The following is a 25,281-nucleotide window of genomic DNA, read 5'->3' on the forward strand; positions in this document are numbered from 1 at the left end:
CATGCCCCGGATCATCTGCGTGGCCGGAGCCCGGCCCAACTACATGAAGGTCAAACCGGTGATGGACGCACTGGAGAGGCACGGCGCCGACGTCGTGCTCGTCCACACCGGGCAGCACTACGACACGTCGATGAACGACGTCTTCTTCCGCGACCTCGGCATCCGGCCGCCCGACCGGCACCTCGGGGCCGGGTCGGGCAGCCACGCCGAGCAGACGGGCCGGGTGATGGCGGCCTTCGAACCGCTCCTCGCCGAGCTGGCGCCGGACGCGGTCGTGGTCGTCGGCGACGTCAACTCCACCCTGGCCTGCGCCCTGGTCACCGCCAAGGCCGGCCCGCTCCTCGCGCATGTCGAGGCGGGCCTGCGCAGCCGGGACTGGAGCATGCCGGAGGAGGTGAACCGGGTCGCCACGGACCGGGTCAGCGACTACCTGCTCGCCCCGTCCGCCGACGCGGCGGCGAACCTGCGGGCGGAGGGGTACCGGGAGGACCAGGTCCACGTCGTCGGCAACGTCATGATCGACACCCTGCGCGCCAACCTGGAGCGGGCCCGCAGCTCGGACGTACTGGACCGGTACGGCCTCACCCGCGGCCGCTACGGCCTGGCCACCCTGCACCGGCCCGCCAACGTCGACGACCCGGACGCGCTGCGCGGCCTGCTCAAGGCCCTGGGGCGGATCGGCGAGCGGTGCCCGCTGGTGCTGCCCGTCCACCCGCGGGCCGAACAGCGGCTGCACGCGGTCGGCGTGCCCGCCGGGATCCGCCTGGTGCCGCCCGCCGGGTACCTCGACTTCCTCGCGCTGCAGGACTCCGCCCGCGTGGTGCTCACCGACTCCGGGGGCGTCCAGGAGGAGACGACCGCGCTGGGCGTGCCCTGCGTGACCCTGCGGGACAACACGGAGCGGCCGGTCACCGTCGAAGAGGGCACCAACGTCCTCGCCGGCACCGATCCCGAGCGGATCACCGCCACCGTCCACCGGGTCCTCGACGACCCGCCCGCGCCCCGCTGCCCCGCGCTCTGGGACGGCCGGGCAGGCGAGCGCATCGCCCGCGTGCTCCTGGACGGGGGCACGGCGCGGACCCGGCCGCGGCCGACGGACCTCGTACGGGGGGCGGCGTAGCAGGCGCACCCCACCGCGACGCACCACCGGACGACACCGGACGGCGCAGCACGGCGCAGGACAGAACAGTGCAGAACAGATCAGAACAACGCAACCACGCAATGAAGGCGGCGGCGCACTCCGGACGACGCGCCGCCGCGAGGGGGAAGACCATGGATCTCGCGGAGATCTGGCGGGTCATGTGCAGACGCTGGTACGTACTGCTGCCCGGACTGCTGCTCACGGCCGCGCTGACCGCCGGCGTGTACCTGCTCGTCCCGGTGGAGTACCGCTCCCAGAGCACCGTGACGCTGCTCAACTCCAGGAAGGCCACGGAGGCCTTCGACGGCAACCCCTTCCTCAGCACCCAGGCCTCGCTGACCGGCATGGCCGACGGCCTGGCCCGCAACCTCAACTCCGACGAGTCGCGCGCCGCCCTGAAGTCCCAGGGCCTCACCGGGACATACGAGGCGAAGATCGCCGACAACGCGCAGGGCCCCTTCATGTGGCTCAGCGTCACCGGCACCGAGCCGGCCCGCGTCCTGAAGTCGGACGAGCTGCTCACCGCCTACGCCGAGAGGCGGCTGAACGAGTTCCAGGCCGCCCAGAAGGTGCCCGCGGAGGCGATGATCCGCATGGCGACGATCGTTCCGCCGCAGAAGCCGCAGGCGCAGACGAAAACGCGGGTCCAGTACCTCGCCATGGCGGGCGCGCTCGGCTTCGTGCTGAGCCTGGTCGCGACGTTCTTCGTGGAGGCCCGCGTCCGCGGCCGCGCCGACCGGGCCCGTTCGCAGGACGCGCCGTGACGGCCCCGGGGCCCGGCGCCGCGCCTCCTCAGCCGCCACCGGCCGCCGCCCCCTCCCTGGGCCGCAAGGTCGGCGCGGCCGCACGCTGGAGCCTGGTCAACACGGTCGTCATGCGCCTCGGCAACTTCGCGACCGGCATCATCCTGGCCCGGTGGTTCCTCGGCCCGGAGGCCTGGGGCGTGTACGGGCTCGCGCAGACGGTGCTGCTGGTGCTGCTCTCCGCGAACGAGCTCGGCGTCACCCTCGCGCTCGTCCGCTGGGAGGGCGACCCGCGCCGCTTCGCCCCGACCGTCCTCACCCTGAGCACCGCCGCCAGCTGCGCCCTGTACGCCGCCCTGTTCGCGGCGGCCCCGGCGGTCGCCCGGGTGCTCGGCTCGCCCGAGGCGTCCGCGGTACTCCGGGTGATGTGCGTGTGCGTCGTCCTCGACGGGCTGTCCCAGGTGCCGGCCGGCATCCTCACCCGGGAGTTCGCGCAGGGCCGCCGGATGGCCGTCGACGGCGTCAACTTCGTCCTCAGCACCGGCGTCACCCTGCTGCTGGCCGTGCAGGGCTGGGGCGCAATGAGCTTCGCGTGGGGCTCCGTCGCCGGGAACGCCGCCGCCCTCGCCGGATGCTGCCTGGCCGCGCCGGGCACGCTCCGCTTCGGCTGGGACCGGGCGCAGGCGCGTGCCCTGCTGCGCTTCGGGCTGCCGCTCGCCGGGGCGAGCCTGCTCGCACTCGGCGTGGTCAACGTCGACACCATGGTGGTGGGATCCACGCTGGACCAGCTCGCGCTGGGCTTCTACGTCCTCGCCTTCAACATGTCCGGCTGGCCGGTGCGGATCATCTCCGAGGCGGCCCGCCGCGTCTCGTTCGCCGGGTTCTCCCGGCTGGCCGAGACGCCGGGGGCGCTGGCGGACGGGTTCGCGCGGGGCCTGGGCATCGTGATGACCGGCACGGTCCCGCTGTGTGTGCTGCTCGCCGCGCTCGCCGCGCCGCTCGTGGAGCTCGTCTACGGCGCGCGGTGGCTGCCCGCCGCGGCGGCCCTGCCGTGGCTGATGGGGCTCGGCCTGATCCGGATCGGCTGCGAGCTCGCGTACGACTGCCTCGTCGCGGTCGGGCGCCGCCGGCTGCTCATCGGCGTGCAGGGCCTGTGGCTGGTCCTCCTCGTCCCGGTGCTGGTCGCGGGCGCCGGGGCGGGCGGGATCGTCGGGGTCGCCCAGGGACACGTCGTGGTGGCGGGCGCGGTCGTCGTGCCGGTGTTCCTCTACGCCCTGCGCCGGGCCGGCGTCGGCCTGGGCTCGGTCGGCCGGGCGTGCGCCTGGCCCGCGGCCGGCGGGGTCGTGATGGCCGCCGCGGTGACCGGCCTGCACCGGCTGCTGGGCGACGGCGTACCGGCCCTGCTCGCGACCGGCGCGGCCGGGACGCTCTGCTACGCGGTGTGCGTCCTGCCGAGCCTGGGACACCTGCGCGGTGCCGGACGGCGGGCACCCGCCGCACCGGCCGACAACGACGGAGGCTGACGGCCATGGCAGTGCCGGCAGACGGGAAACGCCGCACGGCGGCCTGGGCGGTGGCCGGGCTGCTGCTCGCCGCCGTACTGACCCTGTACCCGGCGGAGCGCACCGGCGGCGGCACGCCGCCCGCGTCCGCGGCGTGCCCGGCAGGCAGCACACCGGACTGCCCGAAGCCCGGCGGCGGGACGCAGCCGCCCGCGGCGCCTTCCCCCACCGCTCCCTCCCCCGGCGCCGGCGCCTCCGCACCGGCCTCCGCCGCTCCCCCTGCACCGCCCCGGGCCACCGCCCCCGGCCCGGCGGGGCCCTGCGCGTCACCCGGCGCCTGCGGGTTTCCCGACGAGCACACCACCGGGCCGCGGATCCCTCTGGAGCGGCACGACACCGGCAACATGTCCGTCAGGAAGGACGGCACGGTCATCAGGGGCTGGGACATCCGCGGCTCGCTGGACGTCTACGCCAACGACGTGACCGTCATCGACAGCCGGATCACCTCCACCAACTGGTGGGGCGTCAACCTCCGCCCGGGCTTCCGGAACCTGCGCATCCTGCACACCGAGATCACCGCCGTCCCCGGGAAGGGACCCGACAACGGCGGCGCGAACTACGCCGTCTCCAACATGGGGACCGAGTCCGTCGAAGTCGGCTGGTGCGACATCTCCGTCTTCGGCAACGCGCTCTCCATGGGCCAGGGCCATCTGCACGACAACTACGTCCACGACATCGTGCCGTTCCGCAACAAGACCGGCGAGTGGCAGCACACCGACGCCGTCATCAGCGGCGGCGGCAACAAGGGGCGGCTCGTGGTGCGGCACAACACCCTCCTCAACCCGGTCCCCGTGGACCGCGGCGCCACCGCGGCGGTGGGCCTGTTCGCCGACACCGGCACCGTCTCGTCGGTCGTCGTCGACCGCAACTGGCTCGCCGGCGGCGCCTACACGCTCTACGGCGGCGGACCCGGCGCCACCGGCATCGAGGTGACGGACAACGTCTTCTCCACCCAGTACCACCCGCACGGCGGGGCCTACGGGCAGGTCGCCGCCTGGAACGCGGGCGGCGCGGGCAACGTGTGGCGCGGCAACCGCACCAGCGAGGGAAAGCCGGTCGTCCCGGAACCGGCCCCGTCCCCGTCCCTCACACCCGTGCCCGAGACCGCGTCCTGACCCGGCCGCGCAGACCCCGCGAACACCCCCCGCCCCGAGAGGACGACATGCGCCGCATCGCCCGCGCCCCGTGGGAGCTCCTCAAGCGGGCCTTCGGCTGGCTGGTGCTCTTCGAAGCCCGCAACAAGCTCCTCCTCGCCCCCTCGGCGCTGCGCCTGCGCCGCCTGGAGGACGCCGAGACCGCCCGCCTCGCGGCCCTGCTGGGCAGGCCGCCCACCGCCCTCGTCGCCACCGTGATCGCCACGCACCGGCGCCCCGAGGCGCTGCGGGCCGCGGTCCGCTCGGCCCTCGCCCAGACGGTCCGCGACCACGTCGTCCTGGTCGTCGACGACGGCGCCGGCCTGCCCCCGCTGCCCGCCGACCCGCGGCTGTCCGCGGTCTCCCTGGCCCGCAACACGGGTACGGCGGGCGTCGTCCGCAACGTGGGGATACGGCTGTCCCGCTCGCGGTACGTGGCGTTCCTGGACGACGACAACCTGTGGGAGCCCGACCACCTGGAGCAGGCCCTCGCCGTGCTGGAGCGGCCCGGCGGGCCCGACGCCGTCTACACGGCGCTGCGCCGGGTGCTGCCCGACGGGACGGAGCGCGACGTGCTGTCGGTGCCGTTCGACCGGCGCCGGGCCGCCCGGGAGGCCTTCCTCGACACCAACGCGTTCGTGGCGCGCCGCAGCCGTTCGCTGTACTTCAGCCGGCTGCGCCGCCCCCCGGAGGTGCTGCCGAGGGAGGACTGGGAGCTCGTACGCCGCTACGCGCGGCGGCACGAGGTCCGGCACGTCCCGCGGGCCACCGTCCGGTACCTGGTGAACCCGGAGAGCTTCTACACGGCCTGGGACGGCGCCCCGCCCGCCGGCTGACCGGGGGCGGCGGCCGCGCGGGTCACGGCCGCGGTGCGGCCCGCAGGGCGGCGCGGCCGGCGAGGGCGCGGACGGCGGCCCGGCTCGCCTCCCGGCCGAGCGCGGCGCGGGAGGCCTCCCGGAGCAGGACGGCGGCGCGGAAGGCGGCGGTCGCGGCGGCCCCGTGCCGGCGGGCGTAGAGGCGGACCCGGTTCAGGGTGAGCAGGGTCCACAGCCGCGGGGAGGCCTGCGAGTCCCCGCCGAGGTGGACGGCGGCGGCCGCGGGTTCGAGGCGGGTGGCGAAGCCCAGGTCGCGGGCGCGCAGGCAGAACTCGGTCTCCTCTGAGTACAGGAAGAACGTCTCGTCCCAGGGGCCGCAGGCGTCGAGGCAGTCCCGGGAGACGGCCATGAGGGCTCCGGTCGCCCAGTCGGCGACGGTGGCCCGCCGGTATGCCGCCGGGTCGGTGACGAGCTCGCTCCAGCGGGGGAAGCGCCCGGCGCGCCGATTGCCGATGACGGCCTCGCCGAGCGCCCGCGTCACCTGCGGCTCGCGGCGCAGCGAGTGGTGGAGCGCGCCGTCGGGGTCGTGGAGCAGGGGGACGGTGATGCCGACGCGGCGGCCGCCCGACAGGGGCGCGTCGAGGGCGTCGAGGAGGAGGCGGGCGCAGCCGGGCCGCATCCGGATGTCCGGGTTGCAGACGAGGGCGGCGCGGGGGCCTCCGTCCCAGGCCGCGGCGGCGGCGAGGGCGGCGTTGACGCCGGCCGCGTAGCCGGCGTTGCGGCCGGTCTGGACGAGGGTCGCGTCCGGGGCGAGCCGGCGGAGCAGGTCCGGGGTGCCGTCGGCGGACGCGTTGTCGGCGACGACGAGCCGCCAGTCGGTTCCGGCCATCCCCTCGGGCAGGGCCGCCAGGAACGCGGGCAGGACGCCGGCGCTGTTCCAGGTGACGGCGACGACGGCTACGGGACCGGTACGCGGTCCGGGGCCCGGTGCGGGCAGGGGGCGGTCGGCGGGCAGGGGGCGGTGTGAGGACATGGGGACTCCACGGTGGGGTGCTGCGGCGCCGCGCGCCGGAGGAAGCCGAGGTGGCTGCCGCCCGCGGCGAGCGTGAGGAAGAACATCCCGGCGAACATGGGGAAGCTGAGGCTGTCGAAGGTGGCGCTGATGACGAGGGCCACCAGGGCGGACGCGAAGAACGCCTGGCCCAGCTCGCGGTCGTTCTCGGTGCGGGCCAGGCGGCGGATCGCGCCGCCCTGGTGGATGCCGGTGAGGAAGAGCAGCAGGAGTGCGGCCAGCCCGGCGAGGCCCGTCTCCGCGAGGGTGAGCATGTACTGGTTGTCGGTGAAGAAGTACAGGTCCGGGGTGAACGTGCCGAAGCCCCGCCCGAAGAGCGGGCGCTCCTCCAGGTAGGGGACGATCGCCCCGTACTTGACGGTGCGTGCCTGGGTGCTGCTGTCGCCGTTCGAGAGGAACGAGGCGAACAGGGCGGTGATGGTCCCGATCAGCCCCGGGATCACCACCTTGAACGCGGCGACCGCCCCGCACAGCAGGCCGATCGCGGCCCACCGGCGCTCCGGCCTCCAGCGCGGCACCATCACCAGGACCACCAGCAGGACCCCGATGATCGAGGTGCGGGACACGGTGAGCGGCAGGGCTCCGCCCATGAGGGCGACGGGGGCCCAGCGCCGCCAGCGGGCGAGGGTGCGGCGGGCCGGGTCGAGGGCCTGTTGTACGGCGAACGGCAGCAGGAGCGCGAGCATGCCGCCGAATTCGAGGGGCTGGGCGGTGGTGGAGCGGGGCCGGGTGAAGGAGCCGCGGTCGAGGGTGGCGATCTGCGGCACGCTGGACTGGAGGCCGGGGAGGGTGATGCTGTCCGCGATGTTGGTGGCGGTGAAGAAGTCGTAGAAGCCGATGGCGGCGACGGCCGCGCCCATGACGACCATGCGGCGCATGAGGACGTCCAGCCGGGAGCGGTCGTGGATGGCCGCGGTCGCCAGGACGACGAGGGAGACCCACACGAGCAGGCCGATGAGGCCGCGGTCGGCGCCGAGGATTTCCTTCTGGGAGCTGCCGCGGGTGGCGTTCGCCAGGTAGGAGCCGAGGACGGCGAGCGCCAGCACCAGCATGGCGGTGCGGGGCAGCCGGGTTGCGGCAGGGGGCCGGATGCGGCCGGTCAGCCAGCTCGCCAGGTACCAGAACAGGCAGAGGAGGGCGTACGCGTTGGCGGGGGTGCCGACGCCGCCGAGGCCCGGCAGGGTGAGGTTGGAGGGGATGAAGAAGGCGAGGGCGAGGTAGCCGCTGAGGAGCGCGGTGGCGTCGGGGCGGCTCCCGCGGCGGCGCCGCGGGGGGTGGTCGCGGCCGGCGCGTACGGCGGTCCGGCCCGCGGGTCCCGCGAGGCCGGGCGCTGCGGGGGCGCCTGCGGCGGGTGCGGCGGCCGCGCGCCTGCGGCGGCGGGCGGTGAGGGCGCTCTCCGTGGCGAAGGAGAGGGTGAATCCGGCCGCCGTGCCGGCGATCACCACGGCGAGGACCTGCTGGTAGCGGCTCTTGAGGAGCGGCACAGGCGTCTGCGGCAGGACAACGGGCGCGGTCTGCACGAAGTAGCGGGGCTGGACGCCGGCGGCGGCCTGGAGGGCGGTCAGCTGCTCACCGGCGAAGGCGGTGAGGGTGTTGGTCTCCTCCAGGACCCTCGCACGGTCGGTGCCGGTGACCGACAGGGTCAGCATCGGGCCGGAGGCGTTCGCGGCGAAGCCGACCGTGTACGGGTCGGTCACGCCGAGCCCTTGGAGGGCGCGGGCCGCGTCCGCTCCCGACAGGGTGCGGATCAGGACGTCGGCGGTGACGACGAGCGAGCCCCCCGCGTTGGAGAGGGGGTTGCCGAAGGTCGGGGCGAGCTGGGCGACCGCCGTGGAGTCGAGGAGGGCGATCGAGCTCTGCGACTCGTACTCCACGGGCACCGAGCGGTGCAGGTGGAAGCCGGCGAGCAGGCCGAGGAGGGTGAGGGAGGCCATCACGTACCAGCGGCGGCGCAGCACCCTGCACATTTCCCGCATGTTCACGTCCGCCCCCGCAAGGTGCCGGATCCGATGGCGGGGCGCGCCGGGGACTGCGAGGATCGTGCGGGACGGAAGGATTGCCCGTGTCCCCAGGCGAGTTGGCGCGTGTGCTGCGTCGGCGCTGGTACGTCCTGCTGGCGGCGGCGGTGCTCGCCGCGGCGGGGGCCGTGCCGGTGCTGCGGCCGGAGCCGGTCCATGTGAGTTCGGCGATCGTGGTGCTGAAGCCTCCGGTGACGGGCCGGCACCCGAACCAGCTGACGAACCTCCAGCCGCCGCTGGCCGCGGTCTCCTACGCGGCGGTGCAGCAGTTGGAGTCCGCCGCGGGCCGGGCGGAGCTCCGGGCGGCGGGTGTGGCCGGGCGGTACCGGCTGATGCCGCGCAACAGCGGTACGAGCGTCACCCCGCGGTATCTGATCCCCTCGCTGCAGGTGCAGGCCGAGCACCGGGACCCGGCCGTGGCGAACGCGGTGGCCGGAAAGGTGATCGAGGCGTACGGCCGGCGTGTGGCGGCGATGCAGGACCGCCAGGGCCTGCCGGCGGGGGCGCGGATGAGCGTGGACGTGCTGGTGCCGCCCGCCGCGGCGGAGCAGCGGGGCACCAGGAGCCGGGGACTGGCCGGGGTGGCGCTGCTGGCCGTGGTGGCCGGCGTGTCGGCGGCGCTGTGGGCCGACCGGCTGCCGGCCCGCCGGAGGCGGCGGGCCGGGGAGTCCGAGCGGGTGCCGGCGGGCGCGGCGGCCGGCTGAGGGGGCCGCGGACGGCGGCCGGGACCGCCGCACGAGGCGGCGGTCCCGGTCGTGGGTGCCGTGCCGGTGGTGCCGGTGGTGCATCAGATGCCCCGCCGCTTCCACGACTGCCACCACAGCCACTCGCGCCCCCGGTCGGCGACGGCCGAGAGCACCAGCGGCTGGAGGTACGGCATGGCGCGCGCCCCGATGCGGCGCCGCCGCCGGAGGGCCCGGTACTCGGCGAGCCCGCGGTAGCCGGGCAGGCACTCGGCGGCGAAGTCCTCCAGCTCGGCGACCGGGACAAGCCCGGTGCGCCCCCGGTCGTACGCCCGGTAGGCGCGGCGCAGCGCGTACCGGGCGAGCCGGGTGCGGGCCTGCTCGGCCAGCCGGTCCCTGTCGGGGAGCAGGTCCCCGCACTTGGCGAGGACGGAGTCGAAGGCGGTCAGGCGCTGGCGCAGGTCGTCGAGCTGCCCACCGAAGTCGGTGGTGGACATGTTGCTGCCGTGGACCCGGTAGAAGGCCTGGTCGGCGCCGCGGATGTAGCCGACGTCGGCGTGGGCGGCGAGCCGCATCCACATCTCGATGTCGCCGGCGTGCGGCAGCTGCGGGTCGTAGCCGCCGACCTTGCGCTGGAGGGCGGTGCGGACGAGGACCTCGGGGGAGGTGATGCAGCCGGTCCCCTCGCGGAAGCGCCGCTCCAGCCACCAGTGGCCGGGGTAGACGGCGGGGCCGGTGCTGCGGGTCCGGGCGTGCGGGAGCGGGCCGCCGTGGCGGAAGCGCAGCGGCCGCCCGTAGGCGAACCCGGCTTCCGGGTGGGCGTCGAGGAGGGCCGAGGCGCGGGCCAGGGCGCCGGGGACGAGCCGGTCGTCGGCGGAGAGGAGGGCGACGTAGTCGCCGTCGGCCCATTCCAGGAGGCCTTCGTTGTAGGTGGCGATGTGGCCCTTGTTCTGTTCGTGGACGTGGACCTCGATGCGCGGGTCGCCGGCGGCGAGGGCGCGGGCCGTCTCCGCGGAGTCGTCGGGCGAGGCGTCGTCGATGATCAGGACCCGGACGTCGACGCCCGGCTGTTCGTCGAGGACGCTCCTGACGCAGTCGGCGAGGAAGTGGCCGTACTTGTAGCAGGGGATCACGACGCTGACGGTGCTCACGGGCCGGCCACCTCCGTCGGGCCGGACTGCGCGGCGGCCGGCGCGGTGGTGGTGAAGACGGGGCCGACCCAGTAGTTCACGGACCCGAAGGTGTTCGTCGGGAACGCGCTGGAGGCCCCGTACCTGTAGAGGCCGTTGGCGCCGCCGCTGCCGTCGGCGGGGGCGAGGAGCGGGTAGGAGCGGTGGGAGGCGGCGAAGTAGCCGCCGTCCACGGCGTAGTTGCCGTTCGGTGCGTGGTAGGAGACCACGTAGGTCGTCCCCGCGGTGATGGGGACGGGGGTGCTGAAGGTCATCTGCTGCCAGCCGGAGAGGGTTTCGCTGCCGAAGGTGCCGGTGGCCAGAAGCAGGCCGGTGGCGGACCAGAGGCTGCCGGTGTGGGTGCCGGTGTTCCTGGGGCCCTTGTAGAAGGTGACGCCGGTGACGTAGCCGTTGACTGCGGACTGGAAGCGGGTGCCGAGTTCGACGGGGTTGGCGTCGCCGGTGACGTTCGCGGTGGCGGGGGTCGTCCCGCTGCCCCACAGGGTGCAGGGGCAGTTCACCGGGGGCGGGGTGGGGCTGGTGGTGAAGGTCCAGGTGACCGGCTGCGGCATGGTGTTGCCCCACAGGTCGGTGGCCTTGACGGACGCGGTGTAGGTGGTGTTGAGGGCGAGTTCGCCGCTCGGGGTGAAGGTGGCGCTGTCGGCGGCGCCGAGGACCTTGCTGCCGGGCACGGTCGTGCCGGCGGCGTCCTTGACGGTGAACTCCAGTGCCTCTGCGTCGACGGCGGTGCTGAAGGTGGCGGTGACCGCGGTGGTGATGGCGGTGCCGGTGGCCGCGGACTGCGGGGTGGTGCCGGTGACGGTGGGCGGGTTCGTGCTGGCGGTCGAGGTGTCGAGGACGGCGTCCACCCAGTAGTTGCTGCCGCTTGCGGCCTTGTTCGGGAAGCCGCCCGAGGAGCTGTAGCGGTAGACGCCGTTGCCGCCGTCGGTGCCGCTGCGCAGGGCGGTGAGCGGGGCGAGGCCCGCCGCGGCCTCGGCGAAGGTGTTGTCGAAGGAGTAGCCGCCGTTGGGGGCGAAGTACGAGGCGATGTACGTCGTGTCGGGTTTGATCGGGATCGGGGAGGAGAAGTTCAGCTGCTGCCAGCCCGAGGCCGTCTCGTTGGTGAACGTGCCGGTGGCGAGCCGCTGCCCGGTCGCGGACCACAGGCTGCCGGTGTGGGTGCCGGTGTTGGCGGGCGACTTGTAGAAGCGGACGCCGGTGATGGATCCGGGCACGGAGGAGCGGATCTTCACACCGAGTTCGACGGCGCTGCCGTCCCCGGCGTTGACGGTCCCCGGCACGGCCGCCGCCGGCCACACGGTGCAGGGGCACTGCTGGGGCCCGACGGTGAGCTGGATGGTGCTGGTGGGGCCGGTGTTGACGCTGTCGTCCACGGCGCGGACCTTGATCTCGGCCGGTCCGGGAGTGGTCGGGGTCCACTGGTGGGTCCAGGAGGCGACGCCGTCGGCGGCCTTCCAGGTGGTGCCGCCGTCGGTGGAGACCTCGACGCGGGCGACGACCCCGCCGCCGCTGTCGGCGGCGGTGCCGGTGACGGTGACCGGCCGCAGTGCGGGCACGGTGGCGCCGCCGGCCGGGGCGGTGACGGCGACCGCCGGTCCCGCGGTGTCCGCCGAGGCGGTCGCCGGGACGAGGTCGGACTGGAGGGAGCCGGGCTGGACGCCCATGTCGGCGAAGACGTTGACGGTGGCCTGCTGCATGCGCTTGTCGGCGGTGACGACGGTGTCGTCGGGGTTGTGGACGGGCATGTTGGTCAGGCCCCACGACCACTGCACGGTCCCGGCCCCGAAGACGAGGGCGCGGGAGTCCGGGTCCCGGAAGGCGACCAGGCTGTGGGTGGCCTTGCCGTTGCCGTAGGTGTTGCCGTAGTCGAGGCGGAGCTTGCCGTCGTCGATGTCGACCGTGGTGGAGGAGAGCTGGATCTGGCCGGGCGGGCGGGCCGCGTCCTCCACGTCGCTGTCCCATTCGTAGCCGAGGGTGCCGGCCGGGAAGACGGCGGTCTGCGAGGGGCTCAGGTCCGCGACGCTGGTGTTGCGCCAGATCCGCATCCCGGCGAACCTGCCGGGGACGGTGATCGCGTCGGCGCGGTAGCCGTTGACGCTGAACAGGGAGCCGGTCAGCTGGTTCTGCGGCTGGTAGGGCCGGCCGTCCGCGGCGCTGGCGGGGTCCATGAAGGTGCCCGTCCAGATGCCGCTGGGATCGGGGATGCCGTTCGGCTGCGGGAAGGAGAGCTTGGTCTCCTTGTAGCAGACGAGGGTCCGGTCGGCCGTGCCGGTGCCGTCGATGCTGGGGGCGAGGCGGGTCTTCCAGAAGATCTCGTTCCCGCTGAAGTACGTCTGGTGGACGCCCGCCTTCCGGGCTTCCAGGGCGTGGGTGAACTGCTCCTGCGTCCAGTACTCGTCGTGGCCGGAGGACATGAACACCTTGTGGTTGCGCAGCAGGGTCGCGCCGCGGGTCGACATGTCGATGCCCGAGATGTAGCTGACGTCGTAGCCGTTGCGTTCCAGCCAGGCGATCATCTGGTACTCGGAGCCGTAGATGCCGTTCTCGCCGCCGATGTCCATCGGCCGGTTGTAGCTGACCTCGTAGGCGCGGCCGTCGGGTGCGGGCCCGGCGCCGTCGTAGAGGTCCTGGCCGCCGTAGTTGTTGTACGCCTGCCAGGTCTGGTCGCTGGTCTGGACGACGATGTCGGAGCGGCTCGCGTCGTTGCGGACGACGAACGGATAGGGCATGACGCCGTTGCCGTCGGCCTGGTCGAAGTTGGCGAGGTACAGGCCGGAGACGGCGTCGGCCGGGACGGTCCAGGTGGCGGTGACGGGCCAGTTGCCGCAGTCGACGAGGCCGGTGGCCGGCTTGGTGGTGCAGGCCGCCGGGCTGCCTCCCGCAGCCACGTTCGCCGGGTGGATCTGGGCGGCCTGCGCCGCGGTCGACATCAGGCGGGCGCCGTCGCCGCCGTAGTGGCCGAGCCGGTACACCGACACCCGGTACGGCGTCGGCGACTGCACCTTGAACTGCACGGTGTCGCCCGCCTGGACGCTCATCCGGGAGGTGAAGCCCTTGATGTCGCCGTAGGCGCCGGGGGCGAACCAGTCGGCCATCGGCGTGCCCGGCTTGGAGTTCTCGCACACGATGGCGTTCGCGGTGGGCCCGCAGGGGTCGGCCGCCCCCGCCACGGCGGACGGGGGCAGGACCGTGGCCAGCAGGGCGGCCACCACGGTGAGGAGGCCGTACCGCAGCAGCCTTGTCCGATCTTTCATCTGTACCTCTTGTGGGTGTCAGCGCAGGGCGTCGGTGAGCGCGTCCACGACCCGCTGCTGTTGCGCGGCGGTGATCTGCGGGAAGAGCGGGAGGGAGAGCATCCGCTCCGCGGCGAGTTCGGCGTGCGGGAAGTCCCCCCGGCCGTGGCCCAGGTGCCGGAAGGCGGGGGTGAGGTGGACGGGTGCCGGGTAGTGCACGCCGGCGCCGATGCCCTCCGCGTTCAGCTTCCCGACGACGGCGTCCCGGTCCGCTCCGGTGACGCGGACGACGTACAGGTGCCAGACGTGCACGTTGCCCCCGGCGGTGGCGGGCAGGGTGAGCCGCCCTGACTCCGCGAGGTCGGCGAGGAGCGCGTCGTAGCGTGCGGCGGCGGTACGGCGGGCCTCGTTGCCGGCGGCGAGCCGGGCGAGCTTCGCGCGCAGGACGACGGCCTGGAGGCCGTCCAGGCGGCTGTTGAACCCGGCCACGTCGTGCTGGTACTTGGCGGTGCCGCCGTGGTTGGCGAGGGCCCGCACCAGGTCGGCGGCGTCCGCGTCGTCGGTGACGACGGCGCCGGCGTCCCCGTACGCGCCGAGGTTCTTGCCCGGGTAGAAGCTGGTCGCGGCAATCGTGCCCCGGCCGGGCGGGCGCCCGGCCCGGGTGGCGCCCTGGCACTGGGCGGCGTCCTCGACGATCCGGGCGTGCGCCGGGAGCTGCGCGGCGAGCTCGGCGGCGGGCGCGCACTGGCCGTACAGGTGGACGGGGACGACGGCGCGGGTGGCGGCGCGGACCGCGTCCAGGGCGGCCTGCGGGTCGATCAGCAGGGTGTCGGGCAGGCAGTCGACGAGGACGGGCCGGGCGCCGGTGCGGGCGACGGCGCCAGCGGTGGCGATGAAGGTGTTGGCGGGCAGGACGACCTCGTCGCCGGCGCCCGCTCCGGCGGCCCGCAGGGCCAGTTCCAGGGCGTCGGTGCCGTTGGCGGTGCCGACGCAGTGCGCGACGCCGGTGAAGGCCGCGTACTCGCGCTCGAAGGCGCGGACCTCGTCCCCGCCGATGAAGGCGGTGTCGGCCAGGACGCGGTCGAACCCGGCGCGGACCTCCTCCGCGACCTCGGCGTGGGCGGCCCTGAGGTCGACGAGCGGTATCCGGTTCATGCGTGTGTGCTCCCCATCGGTGTCTGCGGCCCGCGGCCGGTGTGCGGTGCGTGCGGCGGCGGCGACGCCTCGCCGGGTGCGTGCCGCGGTTCCCCGCGGCGCAGCTCGGCGAGGGCCGGGGGGCCGGCGTCGCGGAGTCGGCGGGCCGGGCTGCCGGCCCATACCTCGCCGGGCGGCACGTCGCCGAGGACGGTGCTCCCCATGCCGGTCAGCGACCAGGCGCCGACCGCGGTGTGCTCGCGGACGAGGGCGCCGGCGCCGACGTACGCTCCCCGCCCGATGCGGACGCCGCCGCCGAGGCGGACCCCGGAGGCGAGCGTGGCGAAGTCGGCGACGGTGTCGTCGTGGGTGAGGACGGTGTGCGGCATCACCGCGACGTGGGCGCCGACCCGGACGGCCGCGGTGAGCACGCAGTGTGCGAGCAGGACGGTGCCGGGGCCGGCCGCCGAGGACGCCGAGACGGCGGCCGTCGGGTGGACGACCGTCGCGTACCGGCTGTCGGGCAGCGCGAGGCGCCGTACGAGGCGGGCCCGGACTGCCTGGTCGCGGGGGCTGCCGGCGCAGACGACGACCTGCGCGTCCGGGTGGCCGTGGACGAGGTCGCAGCCGCCGAGGACGGGGGTGCCGTCGACGTCGGTGCCGTGCAGGGCGGGGTCGTCGTCGAGGTGCCCGGCGAGCCGCCACCGCGGGGTGCGGCCGGCGGCGAGGTCGGCGGCGGCCGCGTCGCGGACGGCCTGGGCGGTCTCGCGGGCGAACCCGCCCGCGCCGACGACGAGCAGGTCACCGGTGGCGGGGGCGGTCATCCGCCCGCCTGCGCGTGCAGGACGGCCGCGACGCGGTCCTGCTGTGCGTGCGTCATGGTGTGGAAGAGCGGGAGGATCAGCGAGTTGCGGCTGATCCGCTCGGTGACGGGCAGCGGTGCGGCCGTGTGCCCGGCGTACGCGGGCTCCAGGTGGGCGGCCATGATGCCGCGCCGAGCCGAGATCCCGGCGTCGGCGAGCGCTTCGAGGAGGGCGTCGCGGCCGACGGGGAAGTCCTCGGCGAGCAGGACCCAGTACGACTGGAAGTTGCCCTCGCCGTGGGCGGGGTCGCGGACGGGGCGCAGGCCCGGGATCGGGGCGAGGAGCCGGGCGTAGCGGGCGGCCAGGGCGCGGCGCCGGGCGACGACGGCGTCGAGCCTGCCGAGCTGGACCAGGCCGACCGCGGCCTGGATGTCGGTCATCCGGTAGTTGTAGCCGACTTCCAGGTAGCTCTCGGCGACGGGTCTGCTGCTGGCGTGGCGCTGGGCGGCGGAGACGCTCATGCCGTGTTCGCGGAGCCTGCGCAGGCGCTCGGCCCGGGCTGCGTCGTCGGTGGTGACCATGCCGCCCTCGCCGGTGGTGATCACCTTGCGGGGGTGGAAGGACCAGGCGGCGATCAGGGCGCCCTGCCCCACGGACTTGCCGCCGACGGTGGCGCCGATGCCGCAGGCGGCGTCCTCGACGAGGGCGGTGCCCCAGTCGGCGCACGCGGCGCGCAGGGCGTGGACGTCGGCGGGGACGCCGCCCTGGTGGACGGCGAGGACGGCCTTGGTGCGCGGGGTGCGTACGGCGTCCACGGTCTGCGGGGTCAGGTTGCCGGTGGCTTCCTCGACGTCGGCGAAGACGGGGCGGGCGCCGGTGTAGAGGACCGCGTTGGCGGTGGCGATGAAGGACAGGGAGGGGACGACGACCTCGTCTCCGGGGCCGAGGTCGAGCGCGATGAGCGCCAGGTGCAGGGCGGTGGTGCACGAGCTGACGGCGATGCCGTGTTCGGCGCCGACCCGCTCGGCGAAGGCGCGCTCGAAGTCGGCGACGCGGGGGCCCTGGGCGACCCAGCCGGAGAGGACGGCGTCGGCGGCGGCGCGGGCCTCCTCCTCGCCGAGCCAGGGGACCATGACGGGGATGCGCTCGGGGGCGGTCACCGGCCGGCCTCCGGCCCGTCCTGGGCGGCGGCCGCGGCGGCGCGTTCGGTGCGCCACCAGTCGACGAGGTCCCGCAGGCCGGTGCGCAGGTCGATCGCGGCGGTGAAGCCGAGGCGTTCCGCGGCGCGCGAGGTGTCGGCGAGGCGGCGGGTGACGCCGTTCACGGCGCGGGCCGGGCCGTGCTCGGGGGCGGTGCCTTGGGCGCCCATGGCCTCCAGCAGGCCGGCGGCGAGCTCCAGGAGGCTCGTCTCGGTGCCGCTCGCGATGTTGAACACCTCGTCGGTGAGGTCCGATTCGGCGGCCAGCAGGTTGGCGCGGGCGATGTCCCGGACGTCGACGAAGTCCATGGTCTGCGTGCCGTCGCCGAGGATCAGCGGCGGCTCCCCCGCGGCGATGCGCTCCATCCACCGGATGAGCACCTCGGTGTACAGGCCGTGGATGTCCATGCGGGGGCCGTAGACGTTGAAGTAGCGCAGGGCGACGTAGTCGAGGCCGTACATGGCGTGGAAGCTGCGCAGCATGCCCTCGTTGAAGGCCTTGGCGGCGCCGTAGAAGGTGTCGTTGTTGTACGGGTGGTGGCGCTCGGTGGTGGGGAACTCCTCGGCGAGTCCGTAGACGGAGGCCGAGGAGGAGGCGACGACCTTGGACACGCCGGCGGCCGCGGCGGCCTCCAGGACGTTGAAGGTGCCGTCGACCAGGACCTCGTTGGCCAGGCGCGGCTCCTGCGCGCACTGGGTGATCCTGAGTGCGGCGAGGTGGAAGACCAGGTCGGCGCCCTCGGTCGCCTTGCGCACGGCGGCCGTGTCGCGGATGTCGCCCTCGCGGACGTCGACGACGCCGCTCGGCAGGGCTCGGGCCAGGTTCTCGGTGCGGCCCCGGACGAAGTTGTCGAGGACCACGACGTCGCGTGCCCCGTTGTCCACCAGCAGGTCGACCAGGTGCGAGCCGATGGTGCCCGCTCCTCCGGTGACCAGGATCCTCTTGCCTCGTACGCTGCTCAACGCCCTGCCCCCACTGGTTTCGATCATGTGCCGTGCTGTCCTTGCGGTGTGTGCGGTGCGGTGCCCGCCGTGTTCCGTGCGGCGGCCGTCAGCGGCCGGTGCGCAGGCCGACGACGGCGCCGTGGAACGCGAGGCTGCGGGAGGCCGCTTCGAGGATGTCGAGGACCCGGAGGCCGGCCCGGCCGTCGGTGAGGGCCGGGCGGCGGTGGCGGACGGCGGCGGCGAACTCCTCGACCATGGTGCGCAGGGCCTCCTTCTCGCTGAGGGCGGGGGCCACCATGTCGCCGGTGCGGTAGGAGACGAGTGCGTCGCGGCGCTGGTCCTCGCGGAGTTCCTGCGGGGCGGTGAGGTCGACGCCGCGGTCGTAGACGGCGACGCGCTGCGAGGGGTTGAGGTCGTCCCAGACGAGGGTGCGCTTGGAGCCGCCGACCATGGTGGTGCGGACCTTCACCGGGGACAGCCAGTTGACGTGGACGTGGGCGATCGCGCCGGTGTCGAGCTGGAGGGTGAGGTAGGCGACGCAGGACTGGCCGGCGCCGATCGGGTCGGCGCCGTGGGCGGCCACCGCGACGGGCCGGACGTTGTCCGGGAGGACGGAGTCGAGGACGGACAGGTCGTGCGGGGCGAGGTCCCACAGGACGTCCACGTCCCTCTGGACGAGGCCGAGGTTGATCCGGACGGAGTCGACGAACTGGATCTCGCCGAGCTCGCCGGAGCGGACCAGTTCGCGGATGCGGGCCACGGCCGGGGTGTAGCAGTAGGTGTGGTCGCACATGAGGGTCAGGCCGCGGTCCTCGGCCTCGGTGACCAGGCGCAGCCCGTCCTCGTACGTGGCGGCGAGGGGCTTCTCCACGAGGACGTGCTTGCCTGCGCGGAGGGCGGCGAGGGCGACGTCGAGGTGGGTGCCGGCCGGGGTGGCCACGGCGACGGCGTCGACGGCGGGGTCGGCGAGGACCGCCGCGTAGTCGGAGGTGGCCTGGACGGTGGAGTAGCCGCCGAGCACCTTCCGGGCGCGGTCGGCGTCCAGGTCGCACAGCCAGCGGAGCCGGAAGGCGGGGCTGGCCTGGAAGTTGCGTACGAGGTTGGGTCCCCAGTATCCGGCGCCGACGACGGCGACGCCTAACGGCTCGTGCGGCGCCGGCTCCCGGCCGGCGGGCGCCCCGTCCGGCGCGGCCTCCCGGGCCTGCTGCTGGGCGGTGTCCTTGGCGGTGCCCTTCACGGTGGTTCCCCTTCCCTGCGCACGCCCGGCTGGCGTGTCGACGACCCATGGCCGGGTGGCGTGCGAAGGAAGGGGGTGCCGTGCCCGCCTGCGGGCACGCCGGACGCCTGTGCGGCCCGTGCGCGACCCGTTCGACGGCGGTACCCCCCGCGGCCGATGCCGACGCGGGGCCACGCGGCTGCGGTGTGCTTCCGCGGCCGCGGTGTTCCCGCGTTTCCCCTGCCCCCCGGCCGTCCGGCACCCCTCGCGCCGGCCCGGCCCCGGAATCGGACGGCCCGTTCCCCCGAGCCGCCGAAACCGATCGTTCCCCAACTTCCCCGATGCGGCCGGACTGCGGCGCTGCCGTTGGCGCGCCCGGTCCGGCCGGCTGCGTTCAATCTAGACCACGGGCCTTGCGTGCGGGGGGAGTTGGCGGAAACACCCGGCACCGGTGTGCGGGCGTGGGCATACTCGCGGAGTGACCAGCATCGTGATACCGGCGCACAACGAGGCCCGGGTCATCGGCCGCCTCCTCGACGCGCTCCTGTCGGACGCCGCTGCCGCCGGGGCGGGCCCAGGGCCCGACATCGTGGTGGTCTGCAACGGGTGCACCGACGACACCGCCGCAGTGGCAGGCGCCCGCGGCCCCCGGGTCCGGGTGGTGCAGACGCCGGCGCCGGGCAAGCACGGGGCGCTCCGGCTCGGCGACGAGCACGCCAGGGGCTTCCCCCGGCTGTACGTCGACGCGGACGTCGTGCTGCGCGCGGCGGACGTACGGGCGCTGGAGGCGGCCCTGGCCGACGGGCGGGGGGTGCTGGCGGCGGCTCCGGGCCGGGACCTGCCGCTGGCGGGCTGCGCCTGGGCGGTGCGCGCCTACTACCGGGTGTGGCAGCTGCTCCCGGCGGTCCGGGAGGGGCTGTTCGGGCGTGGGGTCATCGCGGTGACCGAGCAGGGGCACGCGCGGATCGCGGCGCTCCCGCCGGTGATGGCGGACGACCTGGCGGCGTCGCTGGCGTTCGCGCCCGCCGAGCGGCGCATCGTCGAGGAGGCGCGGGTCGTGGTCAGCCCGCCGCGCACGTGGGGCGACCTGCTCAGGCGGCGGATCAGGGCGGCGACCTCCTCGGCGGAGCTGGAGCGGGCCCAGGCGGCGGCGCGCGCCGCCGGGGGCGGCAGCGGCGGGGCCGCGCCGTCCGCGCGCACCGGGACCGCGGACCTGCGGGCGCTGGTCCGGGCGCAACCGGGCCTGCTGCCGGCGGTCGGCGTGTTCCTGGTGGCGGCCGTCGCCGCCCGCCGCGGCGCGCGCCGGGCGATCCGGGCGGGGGACTTCTCCACCTGGCTGCGCGACGAGAGCAGCCGCGAGGGCTGAGCGCACGCGGGCCGGGCCGCCGCCTCGGGAGGCGAAATCCGGCCTCGGGAAGGCCCGTTGGCCATTGCATCCGTCGGGGCCGCACGGCGCCCGCCGGTCGCCTAGGGTGCGACCGTACGCACGAGTGACGCAGATCCCGTCGGCCCCAGGAGCCGTACAGCATGTACCTCGCGGACCGCTCCGCGCCCGCCGGCGCGAAGGGTGCAGGCGGCGCCGCCCGGCGCCGGGCCGCTGCCCCGACCGTCCTCGCGCTGGGCGCGGTGAGCCTGGTCACCGACGTGTCCTCCGAGATGGTCGCGGCCGTGCTGCCGCTGTACCTGGTGGCGGGGCTGGGCCTGAGTCCGCTCGGGTTCGGCGCGCTCGACGGCGTCTACAACGGGGTGGGCGCGCTGGTGCAGTTGGCCGGCGGGCACCTCGCGGACCGGGTCCGCAGCCACAAGCTGGTCGCGGGCCTCGGGTACGCCCTGTCGGCGGTGTGCAAGCCGCTGCTGCTGTTCGCACACGGCCTGGGCCCGGTGGCGCTGGTCCTCGCCCTGGACCGGACCGGGAAGGGGCTGCGGACCGCCCCGCGGGACGCGCTGATCTCCCTGGCCGCGCCCGCGGGGGCGCAGGGGCGGGCCTTCGGCGTACACCGGGCGATGGACACCACGGGGGCACTGCTCGGTCCCCTCGCGGCGTTCCTCGTCCTGAGCGCGGCCGTCGGCGGGTACGACGCCGTGTTCGGGGTCAGTGCGTGCGTCGCCGCCCTGGGCGTCGTCGTCCTGGTGCTGTTCGTCCCGTCGGGGCGGGCGGCGGCCGTGCCCGGCGCCGGATCCGCGGTCCGGCCGGGCGGGGCGGGGCCGCGCGGGCCCGGCCTGCGGGAGGCGGCGGCGCTGCTGCGGCGGCCGCGGCTGCGGTCCCTGGCGGTGTGCGCGGCCCTGCTGGGCCTGACCACCGTCAGCGACGCCTTCCTGTACCTGCTGCTCCAGGACCGCACCGGCCTGGGCGAGCGGTGGTTCCCGCTGCTGCCGCTGGGCACGGCGGCGGTGTTCCTGCTGCTCGCGGTGCCCGCGGGGGCGCTCGCGGACCGGATCGGGCGCCGTGCGGTCTTCCTGGCCGGGCACGCCCTGCTGCTCGCCGCGTACGGCCTGCTGCTGTGGGCGCCCGACTGGCAGGCGCTGCCGCTGCTGGTGCTGGGGCTGCACGGCCTGTTCTACGCCGCCACCGACGGGGTGCTCCCGGCAGCGGTGGCCGGGGCCGTGCCGGACGGCCTGCGGGCCACCGGAATGGCGCTCGTCGGCACCGGCCAGGCGCTGGCCCGCTTCGGCTGCTCCCTCGCCTTCGGCGCCGCGTGGACGGTGTGGGGCGGCGGTACGGCGCTCGCCGCGGCAGCGGCCGGCCTGTGCTGCTGTGCGGCGTTCGCCTGGCGTGCGCTCCGCCCCGACGGCCGCGGGCGCCGGCCCTCCGCCCCCTGACCGCCTTCCCCCGCCCCCTGATCCCGAGCACCCCGAGGAACCCCATGACCCGCTCCCGCCGGCTGCTGCTCCTCCTGGCGGCCGTCCTGCTCCTCGGCGGCGCCGGCACGGCGGTCGTGCTGCGCGCCGCCGACCGCGCCGGGCAGACCCGGCCGGGCGACCCGGTCGCGGCCCCGGGGAGCGTCGCCCTGGACGGCGGCGGCAGGCTGGTCTTCGTCAACGGGGCCCCGGGGCCGCACCTCGGGGCCGTGGTGTCGGTGCCCGGCGGGGAGCCGCGGGCCGCGCGGACCGCGTCGGGGCTCACCTGCCGGCGGTTCCATGCGGCGGGCGGCACCGGCGTGTGCCTGAGCTCCGCCCCGGGGGCGCTCGCGCAGGACAACCGGGCCGTGATAGTGGACTCCGGGCTGCGCCCGGTCCGCAGCTTCCCGCTCGCGGGGACGCCCTCGCGGGCGCGGATGTCCCCCAGCGGGCGGTTCGCCGCCTGGACGGTCTTCGTCAGCGGGGAGTCGTACGGTTCGGCGTTCTTCTCGACCCGGACGGCGATCGCGGACACCCGGACGGGCGCGCTGGAGCCGGACCTGGAGAAGTTCTCCATCACGATGGACGGCCGGCCCTACAGTGCGGCGGACGTGAACTTCTGGGGTGTGACGTTCAGCAGGGACGACGACACCTTCTACGCCACGCTGGCCACGGCGGGGCAGGCGCACCTGGTCAGGGGCTCGATCTCACGGCGCAGCGTCACGGCCCTCGCCCGGAACGTGGAGTGCCCGTCGCTGTCGCCGGACGAGACGCGGATCGCCTACAAGAAGCGGGTGCAGCGGGGGGCTTCGCTGTGGCGCGAGCACGTGCTCGACCTGCGGACGCTGCGCGAGCAGCCGCTTGCGGAGAAGCGGAGCGTGGACGACCAGGCGCTGTGGCTCGACGACCGCACGCTGGCGTACGGGCTCCCGGCCGGCGATGCGGCCGACACGACGGACCTGTGGACGGTGCGGGCGGACGGTTCGGGTGAACCGCGCCTGCTGGCGCCTGCGGCCTCCTCGCCGAGCCGCCCCGTCTCGTGACGGAGGCGGATCGGTGCCTTCCGCCACTCGAACGGCGCCCGCAGCCGGTCATATGATCCGCCCTTACACCCGCTCCTTTACCCAACCGAGATATTCCAGGGCGTGTCCGAAAACAGCGCCTGCGCGTACGTCGGAGAACAATGGGCGCTCGTCGGGAGCCGTTACGCATGTCACTTCGATGAACTGCCGTGGAAAGCGGTGGCTGTTCAACATGAATGCGAAGGGATCACGATTGACGAACGCCGGAGTGGAAAGACCGAGGCCGTACGGAGGCCGCATTGCAGGACGTCGAGCCCCCCAGGGGTGCGCCTTCTTCCTCATAGTGGCGGTGGCCACCGTCTCCGTACCGGCCACACCGGCCCACGCGGCCTCCCCGTACGGCGCGAAAGCCGTCGCGGTGGCCGCGTCCAAGGAAGGCGCCCCTTACGTGTACGGCGCCACCGGACCCCGGCAGTTCGACTGCTCGGGCCTCACGCTCTACGCCTTCCGGAAGGCGGGGCGGAAACTCCCCCGCACGGCGGACCAGCAATACGACAGCACGCAGCACATTTCGCGCCGCCAGCGCGCTCCGGGCGATCTCGTCTTCTTCCCCAAGGGGGCGACGATGAGCCATGTGGGAATCTACGCCGGCCACAACAAGATCTGGCACGCGCCCAGGCCCGGCACCCGCGTACGGCTCGAACGCATCTGGACGAGCAAGGCCCGCTACAGCCGGGCCAATTGACCGCACCCCCCTCGTAACCGCCCGCACGCCGTGGCGCATCCCTGCCCGAAAACGCCGCTGTTCGGCAGCCGCCGGGATGCGTGAGCCCATGGCACCCGACACGGCGCGGTGTTGGCCGTGCCGACGCCCCCTGCTCATCCGGAGCGGGGCGCGGACCGCCCGTGACCGGGGCGGCGCGGCGTGCCGGGCGGGGCCCGCAGCACCCAGCCGACGAGCCGTACGGCGGCGCCGCCCGCCAGCCGGATGCACCTGCGCTCGAACGGGAGCCTCGGGCGCAGTCCCAGCTCGGCGCGGGCCCATTCGGGGAGCAGGTCCACGGCGGCCGCGGCGAGCGCCGCGTAGGGCGGCCGCAGCGGCCACGGCACCGGCGGGCGGCGCAGCAGGAACCGGGCCGCCTCCCGGGCCTGCGGGGTGCCGCGCAGCTGCGGGCGGTAAGCCCGGAGGCGGGCGCCGAGCTCGGCCACGGTGCAGGGCGGCTCCCGCACGCCGAGCGCGGCGCCCACGCGCGCCATCCCGGCGACGTACTCGTCCTGTTCGGCCGGGCCGAGCCTGCGGGCCCCGTAGCGCTGGTGCGCGCCGAGGAAGCAGCTGACCTCGGCGTCGTGCACCCACTCCAGCAGGACCGGGTCGGCGGCCGTGTACGGCTCCCCGCCGGGCGCGGTGCCGTGCACCGTCCGGTGGACGGCCCTGACGCGGTCGACGGCGCGCTGCGCGTCCTCGGCGGTGCCGTAGGTGGTGAAGGCGAGGAAGGTGCTGATGCTCTGGAGCCGTCCCCACGGGTCCTCGCGGTAGTCGGAGTGCTCGGCGACCGCCGCCATGGCCAGCGGGTGCAGGGACTGCAGGAGCAGGGCGGCGAGCCCGCCGACGAAGAGCGCGGCGTCGGCGTGGACGCGCTGGACAGGCCCGTCCGCGGGGAACCAGCGCGGGCCGGGGGTGAGGTGGATCCGGTCCCGGTTCTCCGGGCCGGACGGTCCCGCCACCCGCCGGAAGAGCGCCTCGCCCATGCGGGTCCTGGTGTGTGCGACGGCGGACCGCCACTGCCGCCCCATGGGGGCATTATCCCCCGGGGCGGTGGTCCCCGGTCAGGAGAAGGCGCCGGCGCGCGCGGCCGCGGCGGCGGCCCGGGCGGCCCGGCGCGGCAGGCCGGGGTCGGGGGCACTGCGCAGCAGCAGGAGTTCCTGGTAGACGGGGGCGGTGGCGGTGACGAGCAGGGCGCGGAGCCCGCCGGCCCCCGGGGCGGGCGGGCCGAGCTCTCCGCGGGCGGCGGCGCGGTCGGCGAGTACGGCGCAGCGGGCGTACCGGTCCTCCCAGAACCGGCTGAGGGCGCCGGCGGCCTCCGGGGAGCGGAACGAGGCCGCGATCAGGGCGGCGGTCAGGCCGGGGCCGGCGGCGAGGGCGTCGTAGACCTCCTGGTTGAGGGCGGTGAGGTCGCCCTCCAGGGAGCCCGTGTCCGGGGGCGTCCAGGTGTCGTCGGCCGCGGCGTCGAGGAGGTCCGCGAGGAGGCCGCCCACGTCGCGCCAGCGCCGGTAGACGGTGGTGCGGTGGACGCCCGCGCGGAGGGCGACCGCGTCGACGGTCAGGCCGTCGTACCCGGCTTCGAGGAGGACCGCGCCGACGGCTTCGAGGACCTGGGTGCGGACGCGGGCGCTGCGGCCGCCGGTGCGGCGGCGCACGGGCCGAACGGCATCGGGCGCGGCACCGGGTGCGCCGGGGCCGGGATCGCTGCTTGCGGAGGTGCCGGATTCCATGGCAGCATCCTAACGCAACATTCGTCGATTTAAGGAGCTTCC

21 protein-coding genes are annotated in these 25,281 nt (G+C 75.1%); 10 read left to right on the top strand and 11 right to left on the bottom strand.

Annotation, left to right across the window (positions count from 1 at the left end; translation table 11 throughout):
* Position 1 precedes the first annotated feature (1 nt).
* From wecB to C0216_RS17220, 5 genes are all read left to right on the top strand, one after another.
* The gene (gene wecB, locus C0216_RS17200; protein WP_114056139.1) at positions 2-1,120 is read left to right on the top strand and encodes a non-hydrolyzing UDP-N-acetylglucosamine 2-epimerase; all 1,119 of its coding nucleotides are present in this window, start codon (positions 2-4) and stop codon (positions 1,118-1,120) included.
* A 152-nt stretch (positions 1,121-1,272) separates the two neighbouring features.
* The gene (locus C0216_RS17205; protein WP_216827093.1) at positions 1,273-1,905 is read left to right on the top strand and encodes a chain length determinant protein; all 633 of its coding nucleotides are present in this window, start codon (positions 1,273-1,275) and stop codon (positions 1,903-1,905) included.
* The gene (locus tag C0216_RS17210) at positions 1,902-3,407 is read left to right on the top strand and encodes an oligosaccharide flippase family protein (RefSeq protein WP_246042589.1); all 1,506 of its coding nucleotides are present in this window, start codon (positions 1,902-1,904) and stop codon (positions 3,405-3,407) included. The genes C0216_RS17205 and C0216_RS17210 overlap by 4 nt, the downstream gene beginning before the upstream one ends.
* Positions 3,408-3,412: 5 nt before the next feature.
* The gene (locus tag C0216_RS17215; RefSeq protein WP_114056140.1) at positions 3,413-4,561 is read left to right on the top strand and encodes a hypothetical protein; all 1,149 of its coding nucleotides are present in this window, start codon (positions 3,413-3,415) and stop codon (positions 4,559-4,561) included.
* 47 nt (positions 4,562-4,608) lie between these two features.
* Positions 4,609-5,415, top strand: a complete 807-nt coding sequence (locus C0216_RS17220) for a glycosyltransferase family 2 protein (protein WP_114056141.1) — start codon at positions 4,609-4,611, stop codon at positions 5,413-5,415.
* Between the two features lie 22 nt (positions 5,416-5,437).
* On the opposite strand, the gene C0216_RS17225 is transcribed toward C0216_RS17220, so the two are convergent.
* Complete coding sequence (locus C0216_RS17225) at positions 5,438-6,427, bottom strand: glycosyltransferase (protein WP_114056142.1); 990 nt, start codon at positions 6,425-6,427, stop codon at positions 5,438-5,440.
* Positions 6,352-8,433 carry an O-antigen ligase family protein gene (locus C0216_RS35045; RefSeq protein ID WP_281277942.1) on the bottom strand — a complete coding sequence of 694 codons (2,082 nt, stop codon included), beginning with the start codon at positions 8,431-8,433 and terminating at the stop codon, positions 6,352-6,354. The genes C0216_RS17225 and C0216_RS35045 overlap by 76 nt, the downstream gene beginning before the upstream one ends.
* A gap of 95 nt (positions 8,434-8,528) precedes the next feature.
* Here C0216_RS35045 and C0216_RS35050 point away from each other — a divergent pair, with 95 nt between their 5' ends.
* Entirely contained in the window at positions 8,529-9,188 is a 660-nt protein-coding gene (locus C0216_RS35050; RefSeq protein WP_114056144.1) for a hypothetical protein, read from the top strand.
* A gap of 83 nt (positions 9,189-9,271) precedes the next feature.
* Here C0216_RS35050 and C0216_RS17240 read toward each other — a convergent pair whose 3' ends face one another.
* The 7 genes from C0216_RS17240 to C0216_RS17270 form a co-directional block, all read right to left on the bottom strand.
* Positions 9,272-10,318 (bottom strand): glycosyltransferase family 2 protein, encoded by a 1,047-nt coding sequence (locus tag C0216_RS17240; protein ID WP_114056145.1) that lies wholly within the window; start codon positions 10,316-10,318, stop codon positions 9,272-9,274.
* The gene (locus C0216_RS35055) at positions 10,315-13,611 is read right to left on the bottom strand and encodes a DUF4082 domain-containing protein (RefSeq protein WP_114056146.1); all 3,297 of its coding nucleotides are present in this window, start codon (positions 13,609-13,611) and stop codon (positions 10,315-10,317) included. The genes C0216_RS17240 and C0216_RS35055 overlap by 4 nt, the downstream gene beginning before the upstream one ends.
* Before the next feature lie 18 nt (positions 13,612-13,629).
* The gene (locus C0216_RS17250; RefSeq protein WP_114056147.1) at positions 13,630-14,745 is read right to left on the bottom strand and encodes a DegT/DnrJ/EryC1/StrS family aminotransferase; all 1,116 of its coding nucleotides are present in this window, start codon (positions 14,743-14,745) and stop codon (positions 13,630-13,632) included.
* Complete coding sequence (locus C0216_RS17255) at positions 14,742-15,548, bottom strand: NeuD/PglB/VioB family sugar acetyltransferase (protein WP_114056148.1); 807 nt, start codon at positions 15,546-15,548, stop codon at positions 14,742-14,744. The genes C0216_RS17250 and C0216_RS17255 overlap by 4 nt, the downstream gene beginning before the upstream one ends.
* Entirely contained in the window at positions 15,545-16,687 is a 1,143-nt protein-coding gene (locus C0216_RS17260) for a DegT/DnrJ/EryC1/StrS family aminotransferase (RefSeq protein WP_246042590.1), read from the bottom strand. The genes C0216_RS17255 and C0216_RS17260 overlap by 4 nt, the downstream gene beginning before the upstream one ends.
* Positions 16,684-17,688, bottom strand: coding sequence for an NAD-dependent epimerase/dehydratase family protein (locus C0216_RS17265; protein WP_246042591.1), 1,005 nt, complete (start codon positions 17,686-17,688; stop codon positions 16,684-16,686). Before C0216_RS17265 ends, C0216_RS17260 begins: the two co-directional genes overlap by 4 nt.
* Before the next feature lie 88 nt (positions 17,689-17,776).
* Positions 17,777-18,907 (bottom strand): Gfo/Idh/MocA family protein, encoded by a 1,131-nt coding sequence (locus tag C0216_RS17270; protein WP_114056150.1) that lies wholly within the window; start codon positions 18,905-18,907, stop codon positions 17,777-17,779.
* Between the two features lie 457 nt (positions 18,908-19,364).
* Here C0216_RS17270 and C0216_RS17275 point away from each other — a divergent pair, with 457 nt between their 5' ends.
* The 4 genes from C0216_RS17275 to C0216_RS17290 all read left to right on the top strand — a co-directional run bounded on the left by C0216_RS17275 (position 19,365) and on the right by C0216_RS17290 (position 23,491).
* Positions 19,365-20,252, top strand: coding sequence for a glycosyltransferase (locus tag C0216_RS17275; protein ID WP_114056151.1), 888 nt, complete (start codon positions 19,365-19,367; stop codon positions 20,250-20,252).
* Between the two features lie 161 nt (positions 20,253-20,413).
* Positions 20,414-21,706: an MFS transporter gene (locus C0216_RS17280; RefSeq protein WP_114056152.1), complete on the top strand. Its 1,293-nt coding sequence runs from the start codon at positions 20,414-20,416 to the stop codon at positions 21,704-21,706.
* A 44-nt stretch (positions 21,707-21,750) separates the two neighbouring features.
* On the top strand, positions 21,751-22,767 hold the full coding sequence (locus C0216_RS17285; RefSeq protein WP_114058732.1) for a TolB-like translocation protein: 1,017 nt from the start codon (positions 21,751-21,753) through the stop codon (positions 22,765-22,767).
* A 328-nt stretch (positions 22,768-23,095) separates the two neighbouring features.
* Positions 23,096-23,491, top strand: coding sequence for a C40 family peptidase (locus C0216_RS17290; RefSeq protein WP_246042592.1), 396 nt, complete (start codon positions 23,096-23,098; stop codon positions 23,489-23,491).
* Positions 23,492-23,625: 134 nt separating this feature from the next.
* Here C0216_RS17290 and C0216_RS17295 read toward each other — a convergent pair whose 3' ends face one another.
* Together C0216_RS17295 and C0216_RS17300 are read right to left on the bottom strand one after the other, a co-directional pair.
* Positions 23,626-24,540 (bottom strand): oxygenase MpaB family protein, encoded by a 915-nt coding sequence (locus C0216_RS17295; protein WP_114056154.1) that lies wholly within the window; start codon positions 24,538-24,540, stop codon positions 23,626-23,628.
* A gap of 33 nt (positions 24,541-24,573) precedes the next feature.
* Entirely contained in the window at positions 24,574-25,239 is a 666-nt protein-coding gene (locus C0216_RS17300) for a TetR/AcrR family transcriptional regulator (RefSeq protein ID WP_114056155.1), read from the bottom strand.
* Between the last annotated feature and the right edge of the window lie 42 nt (positions 25,240-25,281).

The organism is Streptomyces globosus, from assembly GCF_003325375.1.
Classification (GTDB): Bacteria; Actinomycetota; Actinomycetes; order Streptomycetales; family Streptomycetaceae; genus Streptomyces; species Streptomyces globosus_A.

What these genes read in the sequence shown, in the direction of transcription:
- wecB (WP_114056139.1), top strand. Translation starts at nt 2, where the DNA reads ATGCCCCGGATCATCTGCGTGGCCGGAGCCCGGCCCAACTACATGAAG.
- C0216_RS17205 (WP_216827093.1), top strand. Translation starts at nt 1,273, where the DNA reads ATGGATCTCGCGGAGATCTGGCGGGTCATGTGCAGACGCTGGTACGTA.
- C0216_RS17215 (WP_114056140.1), top strand. Translation starts at nt 3,413, where the DNA reads ATGGCAGTGCCGGCAGACGGGAAACGCCGCACGGCGGCCTGGGCGGTG.
- C0216_RS17220 (WP_114056141.1), top strand. Translation starts at nt 4,609, where the DNA reads ATGCGCCGCATCGCCCGCGCCCCGTGGGAGCTCCTCAAGCGGGCCTTC.
- C0216_RS17225 (WP_114056142.1), bottom strand. Translation starts at nt 6,427, where the DNA reads ATGTCCTCACACCGCCCCCTGCCCGCCGACCGCCCCCTGCCCGCACCG.
- C0216_RS35045 (WP_281277942.1), bottom strand. Translation starts at nt 8,433, where the DNA reads ATGTGCAGGGTGCTGCGCCGCCGCTGGTACGTGATGGCCTCCCTCACC.
- C0216_RS35055 (WP_114056146.1), bottom strand. Translation starts at nt 13,611, where the DNA reads ATGAAAGATCGGACAAGGCTGCTGCGGTACGGCCTCCTCACCGTGGTG.
- C0216_RS17250 (WP_114056147.1), bottom strand. Translation starts at nt 14,745, where the DNA reads ATGAACCGGATACCGCTCGTCGACCTCAGGGCCGCCCACGCCGAGGTC.
- C0216_RS17255 (WP_114056148.1), bottom strand. Translation starts at nt 15,548, where the DNA reads ATGACCGCCCCCGCCACCGGTGACCTGCTCGTCGTCGGCGCGGGCGGG.
- C0216_RS17280 (WP_114056152.1), top strand. Translation starts at nt 20,414, where the DNA reads ATGTACCTCGCGGACCGCTCCGCGCCCGCCGGCGCGAAGGGTGCAGGC.
- C0216_RS17285 (WP_114058732.1), top strand. Translation starts at nt 21,751, where the DNA reads ATGACCCGCTCCCGCCGGCTGCTGCTCCTCCTGGCGGCCGTCCTGCTC.
- C0216_RS17295 (WP_114056154.1), bottom strand. Translation starts at nt 24,540, where the DNA reads ATGGGGCGGCAGTGGCGGTCCGCCGTCGCACACACCAGGACCCGCATG.
- C0216_RS17300 (WP_114056155.1), bottom strand. Translation starts at nt 25,239, where the DNA reads ATGGAATCCGGCACCTCCGCAAGCAGCGATCCCGGCCCCGGCGCACCC.